Source organism: Candidatus Manganitrophus morganii, assembly GCA_021651055.1.
Lineage (GTDB): Bacteria > Nitrospirota > Nitrospiria > SBBL01 > Manganitrophaceae > Manganitrophus > Manganitrophus morganii.
Window position 1 is genome coordinate 3,245,257 of record JAJHOH010000001.1, and the last position, 20,467, is coordinate 3,265,723.

Consider the following 20,467-nt stretch of genomic DNA (forward strand, 5'->3'; position numbering starts at 1 on the left):
AATTGAAATATTCGTTCATCCTTTGCTCAGAGCAAACTCTCCGAAAGGAGAGGGCGCAGAGCAACGGGGCTAAAGAAGAGACACTCCTCTTCCATGCCCGCCGAGCCGCCAAAGGGAATCCCGTTGGCGGCTTTTTTATTTGCGATTGCGTGTGATCGCGGGGATGAGCGAATGAGCGGTCCTGTTTCAATCTGACCTTTGCTCAGAGCAAACCCATCGAAAGGTGGGGACGCAGAGCAACGGGGCTAAAGAAAGGGTGTAGGGGGTAGGGTATAGGGGGTAGTGAGAGGGGATAGGGTTTGGATTTTCTACACCCTACACCCTGGTTTATCACACCCGATACCCTTTCCTCTTCGCCTTCTTCCATGCCCGCCGAGCCGCCAAAGGATTTTCTATTTGGCGGCTTTTTTATTTGGAAAAGGAGGTCCATTGTGAGTGACGCTAAGAAGGTTGGCCTGATCTTTGGTGTCTTCATTTTTTCTTTTCTCTTTTTTAGCACGACCGTTTTTGCCGGGGATGCAACGTTGACATGGAACACGAACACAGAGGCCGATCTGGCCGGCTATCGCGTTTATTTCGGGACCGCTTCACGGACATATGGGCCTTCGATCAATGTCGGTAAGGCGACATCGTACACCCTTACCGGCCTTGCCAACCGAACCCATTTTTTCGCTGTGACCGCCTATGACACCGCCGGGAATGAAAGCGCTTTCTCCGTCGAAGTGTCGAAGAGTATCACCACCCCCGATACGGTGACCCCGGTGCTCTCCAGCATCAACGCGGGGAGCATTGCCGCCAACAGCGCGGTGATTACATGGGGAACCAATGAGCCGACCGATACGCAGGTGCAGTACGGCACAACGACTTCTTATGGCTCATCCACGACGCGGGTGACCACCTTGGTCACAGTCCATAGCCAAACCTTAACGGGTCTGCTCCCCTCGACCCTTTATCACTACCGGGTATTGAGCCGAGATGCCGCCGGCAATCTCGCAACTTCGCTGGACAACACTTTTACCACCCCCGCCCCCGCACCTCCCCCTTCCTCTTCCACGCCGGCGACGGTGAGGTTGAGTCCGGCGGCCGACACCTTCTTGAATGTGGATACCTCGGCCAACAGCACCTCGACGACACTGAACACCTACACCTGGCCTGCGAACCGGATCGCCAACGCGGTGTTGATGAAGTTTGCTTTGAGTACCCTTCCGGCCGGGGCCGTGATCCAGAGCGCGACGTTGAATCTGGCGCTGGTGGAGAGCGATACCACGTCCGATGCTACCTATAATGTTGCGGTGCACAAGCTGATCAACCGGAACCCCGATCTGACGCGAGCCACCGGTGCTACCTACGACGGCACCAACGCTTGGGCGGCGAACAGCTGCTGTAATAATAATTATCCGCTGGCGCAGGCCGACATCTCGGCGGCCTACGATACCGAGGCGATCAACAAGACATTGGGAAATAAAGTGTGGGACATCACCGCGATGGTGCGGGAGTGGATGAGCAGCCCTGCGAGTAACTTCGGGCTGCTGGTCAACTCCGATGCCACCAAAGGGGCCGACCGCTACCGCACCTTTGCCAGCATGGAGCATCCGACCGCAAACCTTCGGCCGTATCTGAGCATCACTTATTCAGCATCCACTGCGGATACGTCGGCGCCGACGGCGCCGACGGGCCTGACGGCGACGGCCGCTTCCTCCAGTCAAATCAACCTTTCTTGGAATGTGTCCACCGATAACGTCGGCGTCACCGGTTATCGAATCTATCGCAACGGCACCCAGGTGGGGACGACGACCTTGCGGAATTACTCGAATGCCGGTTTAGCGGCCGACACAGCCTACAGCTACACTGTCGCAGCGTACGATGCGGCGGGGAACCTGTCGGCCCAGAGCGCCGCGGTGAGTACAAGGACGCTGCCGCCGCCGGACACGACCGCGCCGGTGATCTCGGGAATCCTGGCGGGGAGTATCACTGCCAACGGGGCCCTGATCAGTTGGAGCACCAATGAGCCGGCCGACACCCAGGTGGAGTACGGGACAACGACCGCGTATGGGACTTCTACCCCGATTGTCTCCACTCTGGTCACGGCGCATTCCCAGGTGCTGACCGGACTGAATCCCGCCACCACCTATCAATATCGGGTGAAGAGCAAAGATGCCGCCGGTAATCTGGCGGCCTCCGGAAATGGGACCTTCACGACCGCCCCGCTCCCGGATACAACAGCCCCCTCTGTTCCACAGGGTGTTGCAGCGAGCATCCTCTCGGCGATCCAGATCAATCTTTCCTGGAGCGCTTCGACCGATAATGTCGGGGTGGCAGGCTATCGGGTTTATCGAAACGGGGTTCAGGTGGGAACGACCGCAACCCCAGGCTACTCGGACACGGGTCTGTTGGCCGCGACATTGTACAGCTACCGGGTCGCGGCTTATGATGCGGCGGGGAACGTCTCGGCGCAGTCTTCCGCCATCAATGCAACCACCGCCCTGCTTTCTCCCCCCCCCTCTTCCACGCCGGCGACGGTGAGGTTGAGTCCGGCGGCCGACACCTTCTTGAATGTGGATACCTCGGCCAACAGCACCTCGACGACACTGAACACCTACACCTGGCCTGCGAACCGGATCGCCAACGCGGTGTTGATGAAGTTTGCTTTGAGTACCCTTCCGGCCGGGGCCGTGATCCAGAGCGCGACGTTGAATCTGGCGCTGGTGGAGAGCGATACCACGTCCGATGCTACCTATAATGTTGCGGTGCACAAGCTGATCAACCGGAACCCCGATCTGACGCGAGCCACCGGTGCTACCTACGACGGCACCAACGCTTGGGCGGCGAACAGCTGCTGTAATAATAATTATCCGCTGGCGCAGGCCGACATCTCGGCGGCCTACGATACCGAGGCGATCAACAAGACATTGGGAAATAAAGTGTGGGACATCACCGCGATGGTGCGGGAGTGGATGAGCAGCCCTGCGAGTAACTTCGGGCTGCTGGTCAACTCCGATGCGACCAAAGGGGCCGATCGATACCGCACCTTCGCCAGCATGGAGCATCCGACCGCAAACCTTCGGCCGTATCTGAGCGTCACCTATACGCTTCCGTAGAAGCGAGAAGGTTGCTGTCGCTGTTCAGGGGAGGGCCAGATCCTCTGGAAGAAACGCGCGGCAAGGGGGACCGGGTGGAACGGATTGAGCGACTAGATCCTGATCCACCCGGTCCCTTCATGGCCGAATCGAAACCGGTCGGGATGGAAGATCTCGGCCAAGATCTCAAGCGACTCGGCAAGGCGGGGACCGGGACGGTTGAAGTACTGATTCCCGTCGAGCAGATAAACCTGTTTCTCGCGGACGGCTTTCAACGCCGGCCAGGCAGGATGTCCGGTCAACGCGGGAAGCTCCTTCCGGGTCCGCGGAATGTCGAATCCGCACGGTAAGACGAGAAGGACATCGGGATCGGCTTGAATAAGCGCTTCCCAGGTCATCCAGGGAGAGTGCTTCCCCGCTTCTCCGAAAAGGTTGGTCCCGCCCGCCATCCCGATCAACTCAGGCATCCAGTTTCCCCCGGCCATCAGCGGATCGATCCATTCGATGGCCGCGGCGCGCGGCCTCACCGCAAGCCGTTCGTTTTTCTTTGCAATGACCGCTATCCGCTCCTGCAACTGTTGCACAAGGGCGCGGCCTCGCTCGGAAACCCCCATCGCGTCGGCGACCCGCCGAATGTCGGCCCAAATATCGGAGAGAGAATTCGGGGCGAGCGGAATGAGAGTGGGGGTTGCTTCTGCCGCGGCGCCGGGGGTGATCCACTCCCGGAGCGCCTGCTCGACCTCCTTCAGGCTGACCGCGCAGACCTCGCATTGGGTTTGCGTGATAATGTGGGTCGGGCGGAGCTGCATGAGAAGATCGGCGTCCACCCGGTAAATACTCAACGCCTGTTGCAAAAGTCCTTTGACCCGCCGGTCGATCTCGCCGCTGGTCCCCTCGGTGGCGAATTTCGGCGCCGTGCAGACCGGCAGGCGCGAAACCGAGAGGGGATAGTCGCATTCATGAGACCGGCCGATCAGTTGATCTTCCAAACCAAGCGCGCACACAATTTCGGTGCTGCTGGCAATCAATGAAACAATTCGATTCATTCAGGCCGCCTCCCGTTGGAGAAGTGATGTCAGTGATTTCCGAAGCGTTTGCGCGTTCCTCGGCGCGTGCGCGCCGGTGTCATTGTTGAAATAAGCATAGATCGCTTTTCCCGACCGGGCTTCTTTAGCAAGCCAGGCCGCCCAGTCGCGCAGCGCCCGATCGGAGTAGGCCCCTTGATAATGACCGTCGGCCCCGTGAAATCGGGCGTAAACGAACGGGCCAACCGTCTCCCGCGGGGCGGCCGATTCGTGATGGTCATGAATGCACATCGCCACCCCTTTTGCCTCCATCGCCCGGAAGATCTCATCGGTATACCAGGTTGGATCTCGAAATTCAACCACTTGCAGCGGGTGGTCCGGGAGGGCCTCCAAAAAGTCGAAGAGTCGCCGCGCGTTCCGTTTTAAATGAGGAGGGAGTTGATAAAGGACGGGGCCGAGCTTCGGTCCAAGAAGTCGGGACCGGCTCCAGAAGCGGTGGAGCGGGTCGGCGGGATCTTTCAGCCTTTTGATGTGGGTCAGATATCGGCTGGCTTTCACCGCATAGAGAAAATGATCGGGGACCCGATCGCGCCATTCGGAAAAACTTTTTTCGCTCGGAAGCCGGTAGAAGCTGTTGTTGATCTCGACGGTGTCGAATTGCGAGGCGTAATAGTCGAGCCATTTTTTCTGAGGGAGCGATGAGGGGTAGAAGCTCCCTTTCCAATGACGATATTGCCAGCCGGAACATCCGACACGAACCGCTTGTGCTTGCATAACCCTCCTTCCTTTCTCCTCGTGAAGCAACGCTTGGGATCGAAGCTCGATCACCTCATTCTAGAACAACGGCGTTCATGAAGGCAATGAGGGGAGGGGCCGCGCGGAGCGTCGATCCAATCCGAATCGCCCACGGGTGATCTGTCTCTACAGAGCCGATTTCGGTATCGGCCCTTTGAAGGAAATCGAAAGCTGAATAATTTTTCGTCGAGTGTGGAAAACTGATTGACTCTTAAATTTTAAATGTGTTATATAACCTCTTATCGACGTATACCATATATGCTGTATACGCTTCGAAGGCCGTTCATCCAGGATATCCATCGATCCTTTGCTCAGAGCAAACTTCTCGAAAGGGGAGGACGCAGAGCAACGGGGCTAAAGAAAGGGTGTAGGGGGTAGGGTATAGGGGGTAGTGAGAGGGGATAGGGTTTGGATTTTTCTACACCCTACACCCTGATTCATCACACCCGACACCCTTTCCCTTTCCTCTTCACCTTCTTCCATGCCCGCCGAGCCGCCAAAGGAATGGCGGCTTTTTGGGGAGTCTTTCCGTCGCTCCCCCTCACGGACTGAATCAACACTCACCATACATACTCGCATTTGACCTTTGCTCAGAGCAAACCCATCGAAAGGTGGGGACGCAGAGTAACGGGGCTACCGCCATCCGGCCACGCCCGCCGAGCCGCCAAAGGAAATAGCTCTTTTCCTTTTTCGCGTTTGGAGGTTCGCCGTGGCAGATTACCTGAGAAGGTGCAGGCTTCTTCTCGCCCTTGTTCTTTTTCTCATCCTCAATCATCATACGCTTGCCCTTGCCGGGGAGGCCATCCTGACCTGGGACCCGAACAGCGAAGGAGACCTGGCAGGCTACCGGGTCTACGTCGGTCTACTGCCGGGCGTCTACAGCCCTCCGATCGATGTGGGACGGGTGACTTCCTGGACGGTGCCGAACCTGACCGCGGGGCTGACCTACCATTTTGCGATCACCGCCTATGATACCGACGGCAACGAGAGCGGTTTTTCGAATGAAGCCCGCAAAACGATCCCTCTGCTAAACGACCTGATTGCGCCGCTGATCTCGAGTATTACCAACAGCAATCGCACCCTGAGTTCGGCCCTCCTCACCTGGGGCACCGATGAGCCGGCGGATACCCGGATCGAATACGGCACGACGACCGCCTACGGGCTGACCACGCCGTTGGTGTCGAGCTTGGTGACCGTGCACAGCCAAACCCTCTCGAATTTACTCCCCGGCACACTCTATCACTATCGGGTTCTCAGCCGGGATGCGGCGGGCAATCTGGCAACCTCGGCCGATCATGTCTTTACAACATTATCCGATACCACGACGCCGACCGTCCCTGGAAATGTCAGTGGGGCGGCGCTGTCGACCACTCAGATCAATCTGACCTGGAGCGTTTCCACGGATAACGTCGGGGTGGCCGGCTATCGAATCTATCGCAACGGGGTGGAGATCGGCGCCCGCAGTGTTCCGACCTTCTCGGATGGGGGACTCACCCCTGATACCCTCTACAGCTATCGGGTGGCGGCCTATGACGCCGCGGGGAATCTCTCGGCGCAGAGCGCCGCGGCAAGCGTAAGGACATTGGCGCCGGCGGACACCGCCGCGCCGGTGATCTCAGGAATGGGAGCGATCAATATCACCACCGGCGGAGCCTTGATCAGCTGGAGCACCAATGAACCGTCCGACACGCAGATCCAGTATGGGACCACAACCGCTTTCGGTTCTTTCACCGCGATCGTTCCGACGCCGGTGACGGCGCACGCGCAGAGCCTGACCGGCCTGCTTCCCGCCACCCTTTATCACTACCGGGTGCGCAGCCGCGATGCGGCGGGAAATTTGGCGGTCTCCAACAACGGCAGCTTTACCACCGCCGCTCTTCCCGATACCACCCTCCCCTCCGCGCCGACAAACGTCGGGGCGGCCGCCGTCTCGTCTTCACAAGTTCAGTTGAGTTGGAGCGCCTCGACCGATAACGTCGGGGTCGCCGGCTATCGGATCTATCGCAATGGGGTGCAGGTCGCCAGCAGCACCCTTCCGACCTATCTCAACACCGGCCTGGCGGCGAACACGGCATATCATTACGCGGTGGCGGCTTATGACGCCGGGGGGAACCTCTCCCCCGCCTCGGCGGCCATTTCCGTCACGACCCTCCCTTTGATGCCGACGGTTTCACAGGCGTCGGCTTCCGGCATTACGGCCGCCTCCGCCACCCTCTCCGGGTCGGTCAATCCATCGGGGGCGACCACTTCGGCTTGGTTCGAGTATGGGACCACCACGGCTTACGGCAGCAGCACGACCCCGGTGACCCTCTCGGCGGCGAACACGATCTCCGCCGACCTGACCCCCTTGGCGTCGGGGACCGCCTATCACTTCCGCCTTGTCGCCCGCAATGCGGGGGGAACGGCCTTCGGACCGAACACTTCCTTCAACACGCCGGCCCCTCCGGCCTCCGCTCCGGCGCCGCCCCCTTCGGGTCCGATCTCCGGCTACAACATGACAGAGGAGCCGTATGCCTGGGCGGAGACTTCGACTCCATTAACATTCAGCGGAGACGACAACGCGCTTTCCCTCTCGCTTCCATTCTCCTTTCCTTTTTACGGCCAGAGTTATCAGCAGCTCTATATTTCCACAAACGGATTGCTCACCTTCGGGACGGCCAACACCGCTTACGTTCCCCAGCCGGTACAGAACCCCGTTCCGCCGAATGCCTTCATCGCCCCCTTCTGGCGGGATCTTTATGTCGGACTGCGGCAGATCAGCATTGCTTCTTCGGATTCGGAGTTCGTGATTTCCTTCAACGGGGTCAGGGACCTCTGCTGCAGCACGACCCACACCTTCCAGGTGATTCTCCGTCCAGACGGAACGATTCTCTTGCAGTATGGGGAGATTGTTTTAAATGTTCCAACCACATTCGGCATTGAAAACCAAGACGGCAGCGCCGGGGTGCCGCTCCTCTCTGTTACCGCGAACACCGCTTTCCGCTTCACCCCCAATACCGCGCAGGCTCCCCCGCCGGCGACTGATGCGTCGGCGCCGTCGGCGCCGGCGGGCCTTGCAGCGACGCCCGTCTCCTCCAGCCAAATCAATCTGGCCTGGAACCCATCAACCGACAACGTGGGGGTCTCCGGTTATCGGGTCTACCGCAACGGCCTCCAGGTGGGAACGACGACGGTGACGAGTTACGCCAATCCCGGTTTAGGGGCAGATACGACTTACAACTATACCGTCGCCGCTTTTGACGCGGAGGGAAACCTTTCCGCACAGAGCGCGGGGGCGAGTGCGCGCACGCTGCCGCCCCCCGATACCACCGCTCCGGTGATCTCTGCTGTGGCGGCGGGGAGCATCACCACCGGCGGGGCGTTGATCAGTTGGAGTACGAACGAGCCGTCCGACACCCAGGTGGAGTATGGGACGACCACCGCCTACGGCAGCGCCACCCCGATTATCTCGACCTTGGTCACCGCCCACTCTCGGAGTCTGTCGGGTCTGCTTCCTTCCACCCTCTATCACTATCGGGTGCGCAGCCGGGATGCGGCGGGCAATCTGGCGGTCTCAAACAACGGCAGCTTTACCACGGCGGCCGCGCCCGATACGTCCTCGCCGTCGGCGCCGGCGGGCCTGACAGCCGCCGCCGTCTCCTCCAGCCAAATCAATCTGGCCTGGAACCCATCAACCGACAACGTCGGGGTCTCCGGTTATCGGGTCTACCGCAACGGCCTCCAGGTGGGAACGACGACGGTGACGAGTTTCTCAAATACCGGCTTGACGGCCGGTACGGTTTACAGTTACTCCGTATCCGCTTTTGATGCGGCGGGGAATGCCTCGGCCCAGAGCGCCGCGATGAGCGTCGCCACACCGGCCGCGAGTCAAAGCGCCACGGTGGCGATCAGTCCGGCCGCCGATACCTACCTAAACGTCGACGCCGGGGTCAACAGTACGGAGCCGACGCTGAACACCTACACCTGGCCGGCGAATCGGATCGCCAATACGGTGCTGATGAAGTTTAATCTTTCCGGCATTCCGGCCGGTGCCATCATTGAGAGCGCGACGCTCAACCTCTCGCTGGTGGAGGCGGATACGGAGGCGGAGAGCACTTATACCGTCGCCGTACATAAGATGGCCAACAAGAACCCGGATTTGACCCGGGCGAACGGGTATACCTATGATGGCGTGAACGGTTGGACGGCGAATGCCTGCTGCGACAGCAACGTTCCGCTGGCACAGGCGGATATTTCATCGGCCCATGATACCAAGGCGATCGACAAAGTGCTGGGGAGAAAAAGCTGGAATATTACGATCATGGTACAGCAGTGGATCAATACCCCCTTGACCAACTACGGGCTGCTGCTGAATTCCGATCCGACAAAAGGAGCCGACCGTTACCGCACTTTCGCCAGCATGGAACATCCGACCGCCTCACTGAGGCCGTCCTTGAGCATCACCTATCGGATGCCGTAACGGTTGCATGGGTGCAGACGACCCATTGGTCTTATTCGGGGCGAGTAAAAGACGGAAGGCTGGTTCCTGATCAAGGGAGCGGTGTGAGACGACAGCGGTCTGACCGGGTCAATTTTCCCGGCCCTTACGCGGCCAGCTTTCTCTCCTTGAGGCTCGTGAGAATCGCGCGGGCGGCCTCGTCGGAGATCGGATCGTATCGGCGGTAGTAACATTCGACCGAATGGAACGAAGGGACCGCGTGAAGCACTATATTCTCCTCGGAGAGCTCGTTGATCCGGGGAAGCTTTGCTTGAGGACTCACCGGAAGGGCGACGATCCGATGGCCGGCCCCTTCCGCCCGCAGCCACTGAAGCGCTGAAAAGAGGACCGCGCCGCTGGCAATCCCTTCGTCGACGAGAATCACTCTCCTGCCCCCCAGATCGAAACCCAACGACGTTTTTCTGAATCGCCGGCGCCGTTGAAGGATCTCTTCTTTTTTCGATGTGATCGTTTCTTGGATGTAGCGGTCCGGAATTTCATAACGGCTGATCACGTCGGAGAGGAGGCAGATCTCTCCCGCCTCGGTCATGGCGCCGAAAAAGAGCCTCGGATTTCCCGGAATCGGCAGCTTCCGGGAGCGGAACATCACCATCGGCGCGCCGAGCGACAGGGCGATTTCTTTCCCTACGATCACGCCGCCCGGAGAAAGGGCGACCAGCAGCACTCTCTGATCCCCTCGATAATGGCGCAATCGTTCCGCCAGTGCCCGTCCCGCCTCCTGCCGATCCTCAAAAATCGAGCATGGCTGATTCGCCCCATTATTTCGCTTCGTTCTCTTTTCCATGAATTCCTTCTTAGCTCTATTCTAGATGGTTCGGCTATAACGGCACAAGACCTCGGGCGGTGTCCTCCAAATGTGCTATAATCAATCGCTTTTTGGACAGGGGAATAAAACGGATGAATCTTCTTGATCTTTCACATGTTTCCAAATCATATGGGTTGAAGCAGGTCCTGCGGGATGTGACCCTGACCGTCGGGGAATCGGAAAAAGTCGGCTTTGTCGGCCGAAACGGCTGCGGAAAAACGACCCTCTTCCAAATCATTGCAGGGATTGAGCCGCCCGACGGGGGAGAGGTCTCCTATAAGCGGGGAATTTCGATCGGCACCCTCCCGCAAGACCCCGTTTTGACGGAGCACTGGACCGTCGCTGAAGAAGTGGCGTCCGCGCTGGTCGAAATTCACCAAAAGCGCGATCGTTACCAGGCGATCGGCGAGGCGATGCGGGGGGCGACCCCGGCGGAGATGGAAAAGCTCCTCAAGGAGCAGCAGGCGCTCGGAGAGTGGTTCGATCACCACCAGGGATGGCAGATCGATCATCGGGTGGATGAGGTTCTGCTGCAACTCGGCATCGCGGACCGCAATCAGAAGATAGAAATGCTCAGCGGTGGGATGCGGAAACGGGTGGCGTTGGCGAAGCTGGTCTTACAGTCGCCCGATCTTCTCTTGCTTGACGAGCCGACGAACCACCTCGATGCGGCGACGACCGCCTGGCTGGAGGCGTTCTTGATCGGCTATCCAGGGGCGGTCATGTTGATCACCCATGACCGCTACTTTCTCGATCGCGTCGCCCGGCGAATCTTCGAGATCGAATCGGGAGGGGTCTACAGTTATCTCGGGGGCTATCTCGACTATCTGGAGGGGAGGGCCGACCGGTTGCTTCATGAATCGCGCGACCAGGGAAGGCTGATCACCCTGCTGCGCCGCGAGTCGGAGTGGATGCGGCAGGGGGCCAAGGCCCGGACGACCAAGTCGAAAGCCCGGATCGACCGGTTTTATACGATGCAGGAGCAGCGGAAAGATCACGTTGAACGGGACATCGGACTTCGTCTTGAAACCGACCAACGGCTGGGGCACACGATTTTGGAGTTGGACGCCCTTTGCAAATCATTCGAGGGACGGACATTGATCCGGGACTTGAGCCTCAAGCTGAAGGCGGGGGACCGGATCGGGATCATCGGGTCGAACGGCGCGGGGAAAACCACCCTGCTGCGGATGATTCTGGGGGAGGAACTTCCGACCGCCGGCCGGATCGTCCGCGGAAAAAACACCAAGATCGCCTACTTCGATCAGAAGCGGGAATCGATCGATCCCGGTCTCAAAGTGGAGGAGGCCCTCGGGGAGGGGGACTGGGTGACGGTGGGGGAGCAGCGGCGGCACAAAACCGGTTATCTCGCCGATTTTCTCTTCGAGCATCACGATCAAAAGCGGTTCATCCGAACGTTGTCGGGAGGGGAAAAGGCGCGCCTGATTTTGGCGAAGATGATGCTGGAGAGCGCCAACTTTCTGATCCTCGACGAGCCGACGAACGATCTCGACATCCCGACCCTTCAGCTTTTCGATGACGCCCTCGTCGGCTACAACGGCTGCGTTCTCATGGTGACCCACGACCGGTTTTTTCTCGACAAGGTCGCCACCGGCATTTTGAGCTTCGAAGGGGAGGGGCGCGTCCGCTACACCGAGGGAAATTATGAAACCTATCTGACCCGTCTCAAAAATGAAGAGGCAGCGACGAAGGAGAGCGGGAAACTGCCTCGTCCGGCCGTATCTTCTCCAGAGATCGCTTCCGTGGCCGAAAGGAAGGGACTCAGCTTTAAGGAAAAGAAAGAGCTCGAAGGGATCGAGCGGGAGATTGAGAAGCTGGAGGGAAGGAAGCGGGAGTTGGAGATCTTTTTTGCGAATCCGTCCGCGCATGCGAAGGGATCGACGGGAGTGGCCGACTGGGCCAACGAGCTATCCCAAATCGAGACAAGCTTGGCGGAAAGAATCGCCCGGTGGGAGGCGTTGGAGAGCAAGCGGGCGGGATGAGGTGCGCTTTTGATCAGAAATATGGGCGATCACGGCGGTTTTGAATCGGCGCGCCGGGCGCTCGCCGGGGCCGATCCGGTTCTGTCCGTATTTATCGAGGCGGTCGGTCCCTGTCGCCTCGCCCCCGCGCCCGATCCGTTCGTCTCCTTGGTGGAGGCGATCGTCTCGCAGCAGCTCTCGGTGAAAGCGGCCGATACGATTTTCCAACGTCTGGTTTCGATCTGCCCGCGCAGGTCGGTTACACCGAAGGCGATCTTTTCAACGTCGGAAACGGCGCTCCGTGCGGCCGGTCTTTCGCGGCAGAAGATCGGTTATATGAAAGATCTGTCGGCGCGGTGGATCGCCGGCGAGATCCGCCCGAAGGAATTTCATTCCCTTCCCGACGAGGAGATCATCGCCCGGCTGGTCGCGGTGAAGGGGATCGGCCGGTGGACGGCGGAGATGTTTTTGATCTTTGCTTTGAATCGGACCGATGTCTTGCCGGTGGGCGATCTCGGATTGAAGAAGGCGGTTCAGCGGGCCTACAGGCTGCGGAAAATCCCCTCCCCCGAGAGAATTCAGAAGATCGCCCGGCCGTGGCGGCCCTACCGATCGATTGCGACCTGGTATCTCTGGAGGAGCTTGAATCAATTAGGAATTAAGAATTAGGAATTACGAATTGGAATTCGATTGGGAATAGTTTTTGCCCCTGGTTTTAATTCCTCATTCTTAATTCCTAATTGTCCCCTTCCTACATTCTCGGATCGCCGTGGCCTTCTCCGCCTCCCCCGCCGCCACCGAAGAGCGATTCCTTCTTAAGGCCCGCGGGCGGGATGAATTGGTCGGAGGGGATCTCCTCTTTTTTTAGGATGACGAGGTCTTGTTCGACGCCGACGGTTCCGTCGGGGCCGATCATCGCGACATGGGCGGGAATGCCGGGGGATTGGGCGAGGTCTCCGAAAATTTGATTCTGCTGATTCCCCCCCTGCGTGCCGAGCTTTCTGAAGAATTGATCAAGGGCGTCAAAGGCCCGGAAATCGTCGACCGAAAGGCCGGCCTCTTTCCAAGGGATGAAGCAGGCCTCTTCGATCGGTTTTCCATTCGCCAAGACACGGTGCGGCTTGCACGAGAAGCCATGTTTCGTCTTTTTTGTATCGCCGGTCGGCTCAAAGGTCAGTTTGGGCGCTTCGGTCGGCTTTGCTCTCATCCCTTCCAATCGCTCTTCCATCTCTTTGCGCTGATCGGGGGGGAGCGCCTTCAGCCGCTCCTTCATCTGCTGTTCCATCTGCGCCTGCATCTCTTTGATCCGGTTCGCGTCGGCCTCGGTCACCTCGGTGTAGCGCTTCCCCTTCGGGTCGATCGTCCAAAGGGTCTGCTTCTCCCCGTCGAAGATCATGACCGACCCGTGGGGATCTTCGGCGCGGAGCTTTTTGCCGTCCAGCGTGAATCGGCTCGCGGAGGGGGTCTCTCTGGTGGCCGGTCCATTTTCTGGGCCATTCGAAGCATTCGCCTCGAAGCTGAGGATGACCCCGGCCCCGGCGGTCGCGGGCAAGAAGATCGCAAGGGTGAGAAAGAGCGCGCCAAGGCGGGGGGCCGCCGATCTTCGATGATCGTGATCAGTCTGCATTCGGATTGACCTCTTCTTTCTTCGCCGGCTGCGCGGCGGCCTTCGTTTCGGCCTCGGCCGCGGCGATTTCGTCGCGGATGGCGAACGAAACCTCGACCGGCTTGACCCACTGGGTGACCACTTTCTTCGTGCCGACGACATTCAGCTTGTTAAAAAGGAAGGTGAACTTGTCTTCCAAGACCTGGCCGATCTTCTGTCGAAGATCGGTTGGAAGATTCCAGAAGCGTTTCTTGAACGGTCCGAGCGCTTTCTTCCGGGTCTTGTAGATGAACTGCTCGTCGGTCTGCCCCGATTTCATCTCGTCCTTGCATTCCTCCCGCAGGTAAGCGTAGATCTCTTCTTTGAATGGAGCGGGGAGCTGCTCGTAGATCATATTCTGGAATTCCGTGGCGAGGTGAATCTCGGCGGTCCCGGTTTTCGGGAAGCGGTCGAAGACCTCCGCCGGCAGGGTCGAGGCGCCGTGCTGCACCGCGCCGGCGAGGCCGTACTCTTCGCGCGCTACTTTTGATATCGATTCCAACACGCCGAAATCGAGCTTCACCTTGGCGACGGTGCCGTCGGGCATCGGGACGCCGCCGTGGCTGGTGCCGGTCTGAACCGAGATCTTGCTGATCCCTTTGGCGCCCGGTTTCATCTTCTGCAATGTTGTAAGATAGTTGTCGAGGTAAACCTTGAATTCCTCCACGGTTGAATTTTTTCCGCCGACTTCCCCGATCTCCCCGCCGACCGAGATGGTGACCCCCTTTGGCTCCAGCGACCGGACATAGGCAGTCAGATCCGCGCCGACCTCGAAATTGTCCCGCTGCTGCTCGACGACGTTGGGGCGGTCGAGATCGACCAGGGTGGAGGAGTCGATGTCGATGTTGAAGAAGCCGGCGGTGATCGCCTCCTTCATTAGCTTGCGGACGCCGTCCACTTCTTTCTGGCGGTTCTCTTTAAACTTCTTGGCGTTCAATTGGATGTGGTCCCCCTGAATGAAAAGGGGGCCCTGATAACCTTCCTGGATGGCGGCCGCGGTCATGACGGCGGCATATTCGGCGGGAGACTGATGGGTGTAGCCCATTTCGGACTTGGCGATCTCCAGGAGAAAGGCGCCGACGTTATTCCGGTTGGCCGAGCGGATCAACGCGCGGGCGGTATCGTACGCCATCCCGCGGACGTTGACCGCCGGCGCGGTGAAGCCGTCGACCTCGCCCCGGCCCATCGCTTCATACAGCGGCTGAATCGAAGCGAGGTGAACGCCGAGCTGGGGCGCGGCCATTTTGATGACCCATCGGGCGGTGGCGCGCATGTCGGGCTTCTCATGAAAAACGGCGGTGTGGACGAGCCGATCGATGAGCGCCCCGCGCACCCGGCCCGGATCGAGCACCTTCACCTGCCCATTCGAAATCTCAATGATGCCTTTAATCGTATCGCCGAGCTGGCTCATCGTTTCGAATTGCATCCGTTGTCTCCTTATTCAGTAGGGTTTGATTGGGATGATCGTCAGAGGAAAATTGATTTTAGCTTAGCAAAACCGATGGGAAAGATCAATGTCGGTTTCAGGAGAGCCGCGCTTTCTTGGCGGCGGCGCCGATGTACTTGCGCGCCATCGGGGAGAGGTCGTTCGGCTGGATGGCGACCTCGATGATGACGAACGAGGTCAGCTTTTCCGCCTTCAGGAGGGCGTCGCGCAGCTCCGGAACCGTTCCGGCTTTAAATCCGACCCCGCCCCACAACCGCGCCAGCTCGGCGTAGGGCCAGTCGGGGATCGCCAGCAGCGTCTCCCGCTCGGCGATCGGCCGGAAAATGCCCCACCCTTTGTTGTTGAGGAGCAGCACGATCGGGTTGAGCCGGTGGCGGGGGGCCTGCGAGATCTCATGTCCCGTCATCTGAAAGGCGCCGTCGCCGCAGAGGATCAGCGGGCGAAGCCCGGTCCCGATCTGCGCCCCCAATCCGCCCGGAATCGCGAATCCCATCGACGCGTAATATCCCTGCGCGAGGTAGACGCTGCTGCCGACCTTCAGGTCGATTCCGGCAAAGAGGGAGTCCCCCGACTCGGTGATCGCCATGAACTCTTTTCGCTCTGTGAGGAAGTCGTTCACCTCGTGCAACACCTCCGCCATCTGGATCGGCCGGTTCGAAGGGCCTTTCGCGGGGCGCTTCGGGAGATTGTCATGGTAGGTCACTTTTTCTTTGTGGCGGGGGAAGGGCAACTTGAGGAGCGCTTTGATAAAGTCGTTGATCTGCACGTCGGTATAGGTGTGAAAGCTGATGTGGACCCGGTTCTCGACGGCCCAGATCGACTTCTCGCGGGGGATCTCCGGCGGCTGAATGCCGAGGTCCATGTCGGTCAGAAGGGTCCCGAGGCTCAGGACCAGATCGGCCTGCGCGACCCGCTTGTGGATGGCGGGATGGCTCAATGCGCCGATATAAACCCCCATCGCCAGCGGATGGTCCATCGGAAAGGCCCCTTTCGCGAGGACGTTGGTCAGCACCGGCGCGCCGATCGCCTCGGCGAGGCGAACCATCTCCTTCGCCAGCCCGAAGCGCCGGACTTCAATCCCGACGATGATCACCGGGCGTTTCGCCTGCTTGAGCCGGGCGATCGTCTCCCGCGCCGCCTCGATCACCTTTCGTTTGTCGGAAGGAACCCCGGTGAACTTTCCATCCCACTCCAGAATCCGCTTGGGAACGGAGATCATCATATCGACCTTGTCCCGATGGATCTCCAGGTAACCGGGCCGTCTCTCCCGGAGGATCGCCTGGATCACTTCGTCGATCTCTTCGGCGGCCCGGTTCGGATCGTCGATGATCTTCGCGGCACAGGTCAGCTCTTTATAGATGTGGAGCTGGGATTCGATCTCTTTGGCTTGATGATGGATGAGGACGCCGAGCTTTCGTTCTTCTTCGCCCGGTCCGCCGGAGATCACCAGGATCGGCACCTTCTCGGAGAAGGAGCCGGCGACCGGGTTGACCATGTTGAGCCCGCCGGCGCCGTAGGTGACGCAGACGACGCCGAGTTTTCCGGCGCTCCGCGCGTAGCCGTCGGCGGCGAAGCCGACCCCCGGCTCATGGGAGAAGGTGATTACCTTCAATCCTTGCGGCTTCCCGAATTGGAGGAAGAGCTTGATGACGAGGTCTCCGGGAATGCCGAAGAGGTGATCGACTCCGATTTTTTTCAGGTAGGCGATCAAGAAATCGCCGAGCTTCATCTGCGGCTGCATATGGTTTTAACGATACCCAAAGTCGGGGGGAAAGGCAAGTTTCGATTACAGCGTCGGACGGCGGTTAAAGAAAAGCTTGACTCCGTTTTTCAAATCCATATGATGGGGGGATCAACGTACGGTGAACTGATAAGGAGTGCTGAGAAAGATGCTGCAGCCGATCTTGATCGCCAAAGGAGAACACGACCTCACCCTGCTTCCGAAGATGGCGAACCGCCACGGCCTCATCGCCGGGGCGACGGGGACCGGGAAGACGGTCACGCTCCAGACGCTCGCCGAGCGGTTCAGCCGGATCGGGGTGCCGGTTTTCATGGCCGACGTGAAGGGGGATCTCTCCGGGATCAGCGCGCCGGGGGAGGAACATCCGAGAATCATGGAGCGGGTCCGGCAGTTGGGGCTCGCCGACTTTCGCTTCGCCCCCTGTCCCGTCGTCTTCTGGGATGTCTTCGGCCGGCTCGGCCACCCGCTTCGGACGACGATCTCGGAGATGGGTCCGCTTCTGTTGAGCCGACTCCTCAATCTGAATGAAACCCAGAGCGGTGTGCTGACCCTCGTCTTTAAAATCGCCGATGATGACGGTCTTCTTCTCCTCGATCTGAAGGACCTTCGCGCTATGCTCCAGCATGTCGGCGACAACGCCAAACGTTTCGCCACCCAATACGGCAATGTCTCCGCCGCCAGCATCGGCGCCATCCAGCGCGGCCTCCTGGCATTGGAGGAACAGGGGGGAGATCAATTCTTCGGGGAGCCGGCGCTGAATCTCGATGATCTGATGCAGACCGATGAAAAGGGACAGGGGGTCGTCAATATCCTCGTCGCCGACAAGTTGATCCATGCGCCGAAGCTTTACGCCACCTTTCTTCTCTGGCTCTTGGCGGAGCTCTTCGAGCATCTGCCGGAGGTCGGCGATCTGGAGAAGCCGAAGCTGGTCTTCTTCTTCGACGAGGCGCACCTTCTCTTCAGCGATGCGCCGAAGGCGCTGCTGGACAAAATCGAGCAGGTGGTCCGGCTGATCCGGTCGAAAGGGGTCGGCGTCTACTTCGTCAGCCAGAATCCGCTCGACATCCCCGAAGCGGTCCTCGGACAGTTGGGGAACCGCATCCAGCATGCGCTGCGCGCCTTCACCCCGCGCGATCAGAAGGCGGTGAAAGCGGCGGCGCAAACGTTCCGGAGCAACCCGAAGCTCGATGTCGAGGCGGCGATTATGGAACTGGGGGTCGGGGAGGCGCTCGTCTCGCTGCTTGATGAAAAAGGCCGGCCCGGCATCGTCGAGCGGGCGTTGATCGTTCCGCCGGAAAGCCGGATCGGCCCGATCTCCCCGGAGGAGTGCCGGCGGATGATTCAACGGTCGGTCCTTTTCGGACACTATGAAGAAGCGGTCGATCGCGAATCGGCCTACGAGAAGCTGAAGGCGCGCGCAGAGCAGACGGTCTCGCCTGTATCTGTGGAATCGGAGTCTGATCCAGAGGGATCGTGGACCGATGTTCTGACCGGTTCGGCCGGGAAACGGGGGCGTTCCCGGGAGGGGATCGTCGAGTCGATGGCAAAGAGCGCGGCCCGGGCGATCGGCAGCCAGCTCGGCCGGCAGATCATGCGGGGATTATTCGGATCGATGACGGGAGGAACGACGCGAAGAAGAAGGTAGTTCGAAACGAAAGGAGCGAGAGATGGATCCGATTTCGATCATTGTGACCGCCCTGGCGACGGGCGCGGCGGCCGGACTCAAACCGACGGCGGCGAAAGTGATCCAAGACGCCTATGCCGGGATCAAGGCGCTGATCCAGCGCAAATATGGCGAGACAGGCGTTGCATTGCTGGAGAAAGATCCCGCTTCGAAGGCGAAACGGGAGGTGGTGAAAGAAGAGCTGGAGAAGAGCGACGCGGGGGGGGATCCGGAACTTCTGACCCAGGCGAAGGCGCTCCTCGATGCCGTCCAACAACATGCGCCGGAGGCGGCCGGAAAAATCGGCGTCGACCTGGAAGAGATCAAGGGGGCGTCGCTTCGGATCGGCGACATCATCGCCGCGGGCGCCGGGGTGAAGGTCCGAAAGGCGGAGATCGCCGGGGATATCGAGATCAAAGGGGTGCGGGCCGGAGAGGTCTCCGAAAACCCTTCAAAGCGGCAGTAGGCCAATGGCCGGAACCTGCTGTCGCTGATTGTGGCCCGGCCGTCGATTTGGAACGGGTGTCGGCCCGCGACGTCGATGTTCATGTCGGCTCGCGGAATTACCTTATCTTGCGGGGGGTCGATCCCTACCGCGATTTTTTGAACGATCCCGCCGGTCCATTGGACCTCTCGTTTCACGGGATCGAAGAGATCAGCAGCCTCCGAAAGAAGCTCCTTCAAATCGACGCCTTGAAGGAGCCGGTCTCGATCACGGTCCACGGCACCCTCTTTCCCTGCGCCCTTCTCTCCTCCGGCTGGTGGGAGCGGCGGTCGCAGGCGATCTCCTCCGAGCTCGATTGGAAAAATCCCCTTCAGAAGTGGCTCTTCATCGGCTTCGACCTTTGGGGGCCGTCGTGGGACTTTTCCTGGGATCTCGATTCGATGGGGGATTGGGGGCATACCCATTTTATCGCGCAGATCGGGGAGGGGGACGAAGCGAACTCCCTCCCGGTGGTCCTTCCCCGCGCCAAGGCGGAAAAGCTCCGCGAAAAATTCAAGGAAGGGTGGGGCGGGGTCGAAGTCAACCTCCGGGGGCTGCTCGGCCACCGGCGCCAGTTCGCGAAAGAGCCGGGGCCGCTCGGCCTCTTCGGCGGGCTCCTCGATTATTGCATCTGGCTGAACGAGGAGAACAAGGAGCATAAGATCACCCTTCTGGCCGACCGGACCGATATTTATTCGGGATATCTCTGGAAGTGTGTGGTGCCGAAGAAGTGGTTCGACACGAACCGGTTTCTCTGTCTCAGCGACGTCTTCTTTCTTTGGGAGCATACGAACTTCACCGAGAAAGACGCGGTCCGATACAACCTCGACAGCCTGGAGCGAAAGGTGGAATATGTCCGGAAGCTCGAAGGAGAGCTCGTTCTCCTTCAGAAGTCTTCCGCATTGGTGCCGGGCGAGCCGATCTGGTCGACGCAGGAGATCTACGATCTGCTGACCCGAAAGAAGGGAGAGGAGATCTGAGTTTGGGGAGGAGGGAAAGATGGTCGTCGTGGTTTTTCGATCGCGTTTAAAGGCGGGGGGCGAAGCGGAGCTGGGAAAGGTCGGAATGCGGATGTACGAGCTCGCCTCCGCGATGCCGGGCTTCCTCTCTTACAAGGACTTTGTCGCGGAGGACGGGGAAAACGTCTCGATCATCGAATTCGATTCCATCGAGAACGTCGACGCCTGGCGGGAGCATCCCGAACATCGAGAAGCGCAACGGCGGGCGCGAACGGAGTTCTTTACTGAATATCAAATTCAAGTCTGCACGCCGGTGAGGGAGAGAGCGTTCAAAGGATAGGCGAGGACG

General features: G+C 59.5%; 14 protein-coding genes and 4 riboswitches. Of the genes, 8 read left to right on the plus strand and 6 right to left on the minus strand.

Annotation, left to right across the window (positions count from 1 at the left end):
* Positions 1–20 precede the first annotated feature (20 nt).
* Positions 21–113, plus strand: a riboswitch (cyclic di-GMP riboswitch).
* An 83-nt stretch (positions 114–196) separates the two neighbouring features.
* Positions 197–385: riboswitch (cyclic di-GMP riboswitch) on the plus strand.
* Between the two features lie 46 nt (positions 386–431).
* Positions 432–3,098 carry a DNRLRE domain-containing protein gene (locus MCM46_14965; protein ID MCG3113116.1) on the plus strand — a complete coding sequence of 889 codons (2,667 nt, stop codon included), beginning with the start codon at positions 432–434 and terminating at the stop codon, positions 3,096–3,098.
* A 92-nt stretch (positions 3,099–3,190) separates the two neighbouring features.
* Here MCM46_14965 and MCM46_14970 read toward each other — a convergent pair whose 3' ends face one another.
* Positions 3,191–4,123 carry a cobalamin-binding protein gene (locus MCM46_14970; GenBank protein ID MCG3113117.1) on the minus strand — a complete coding sequence of 311 codons (933 nt, stop codon included), beginning with the start codon at positions 4,121–4,123 and terminating at the stop codon, positions 3,191–3,193.
* Positions 4,124–4,876, minus strand: coding sequence for a DUF72 domain-containing protein (locus MCM46_14975; protein MCG3113118.1), 753 nt, complete (start codon positions 4,874–4,876; stop codon positions 4,124–4,126).
* A gap of 326 nt (positions 4,877–5,202) precedes the next feature.
* A riboswitch (cyclic di-GMP riboswitch) is annotated at positions 5,203–5,398 on the plus strand.
* Positions 5,399–5,481: 83 nt separating this feature from the next.
* A riboswitch (cyclic di-GMP riboswitch) is annotated at positions 5,482–5,566 on the plus strand.
* Between the two features lie 40 nt (positions 5,567–5,606).
* Between MCM46_14975 and MCM46_14980 the strand changes: the two genes are divergently transcribed.
* Positions 5,607–9,356, plus strand: a complete 3,750-nt coding sequence (locus MCM46_14980; protein ID MCG3113119.1) for a fibronectin type III domain-containing protein — start codon at positions 5,607–5,609, stop codon at positions 9,354–9,356.
* Positions 9,357–9,480: 124 nt separating this feature from the next.
* Here MCM46_14980 and MCM46_14985 read toward each other — a convergent pair whose 3' ends face one another.
* Positions 9,481–10,179 (minus strand): hypothetical protein, encoded by a 699-nt coding sequence (locus MCM46_14985; protein ID MCG3113120.1) that lies wholly within the window; start codon positions 10,177–10,179, stop codon positions 9,481–9,483.
* Between the two features lie 113 nt (positions 10,180–10,292).
* Between MCM46_14985 and MCM46_14990 the strand changes: the two genes are divergently transcribed.
* Positions 10,293–12,200, plus strand: a complete 1,908-nt coding sequence (locus MCM46_14990; protein MCG3113121.1) for an ABC-F family ATP-binding cassette domain-containing protein — start codon at positions 10,293–10,295, stop codon at positions 12,198–12,200.
* A gap of 9 nt (positions 12,201–12,209) precedes the next feature.
* Positions 12,210–12,848, plus strand: a complete 639-nt coding sequence (locus MCM46_14995) for a DNA-3-methyladenine glycosylase (GenBank protein MCG3113122.1) — start codon at positions 12,210–12,212, stop codon at positions 12,846–12,848.
* Positions 12,849–12,930: 82 nt separating this feature from the next.
* Here MCM46_14995 and MCM46_15000 read toward each other — a convergent pair whose 3' ends face one another.
* The 3 genes from MCM46_15000 to MCM46_15010 all read right to left on the minus strand — a co-directional run bounded on the left by MCM46_15000 (position 12,931) and on the right by MCM46_15010 (position 17,012).
* Positions 12,931–13,806 (minus strand): hypothetical protein, encoded by an 876-nt coding sequence (locus tag MCM46_15000; GenBank protein MCG3113123.1) that lies wholly within the window; start codon positions 13,804–13,806, stop codon positions 12,931–12,933.
* Complete coding sequence (locus MCM46_15005; protein MCG3113124.1) at positions 13,796–15,250, minus strand: class II fructose-bisphosphate aldolase; 1,455 nt, start codon at positions 15,248–15,250, stop codon at positions 13,796–13,798. The genes MCM46_15000 and MCM46_15005 overlap by 11 nt, the downstream gene beginning before the upstream one ends.
* Positions 15,251–15,347: 97 nt before the next feature.
* Entirely contained in the window at positions 15,348–17,012 is a 1,665-nt protein-coding gene (locus MCM46_15010; GenBank protein ID MCG3113125.1) for a thiamine pyrophosphate-dependent enzyme, read from the minus strand.
* Between the two features lie 148 nt (positions 17,013–17,160).
* Between MCM46_15010 and MCM46_15015 the strand changes: the two genes are divergently transcribed.
* From MCM46_15015 to MCM46_15030, 4 genes are read left to right on the plus strand one after another with little or no spacing between them, the layout of a single operon-like run.
* On the plus strand, positions 17,161–18,657 hold the full coding sequence (locus MCM46_15015) for a DUF853 domain-containing protein (protein ID MCG3113126.1): 1,497 nt from the start codon (positions 17,161–17,163) through the stop codon (positions 18,655–18,657).
* 22 nt (positions 18,658–18,679) lie between these two features.
* Complete coding sequence (locus tag MCM46_15020; protein ID MCG3113127.1) at positions 18,680–19,141, plus strand: hypothetical protein; 462 nt, start codon at positions 18,680–18,682, stop codon at positions 19,139–19,141.
* Between the two features lie 56 nt (positions 19,142–19,197).
* Complete coding sequence (locus tag MCM46_15025; GenBank protein MCG3113128.1) at positions 19,198–20,139, plus strand: hypothetical protein; 942 nt, start codon at positions 19,198–19,200, stop codon at positions 20,137–20,139.
* A gap of 19 nt (positions 20,140–20,158) precedes the next feature.
* On the plus strand, positions 20,159–20,458 hold the full coding sequence (locus MCM46_15030) for an antibiotic biosynthesis monooxygenase (GenBank protein MCG3113129.1): 300 nt from the start codon (positions 20,159–20,161) through the stop codon (positions 20,456–20,458).
* Positions 20,459–20,467: the final 9 nt, after the last annotated feature.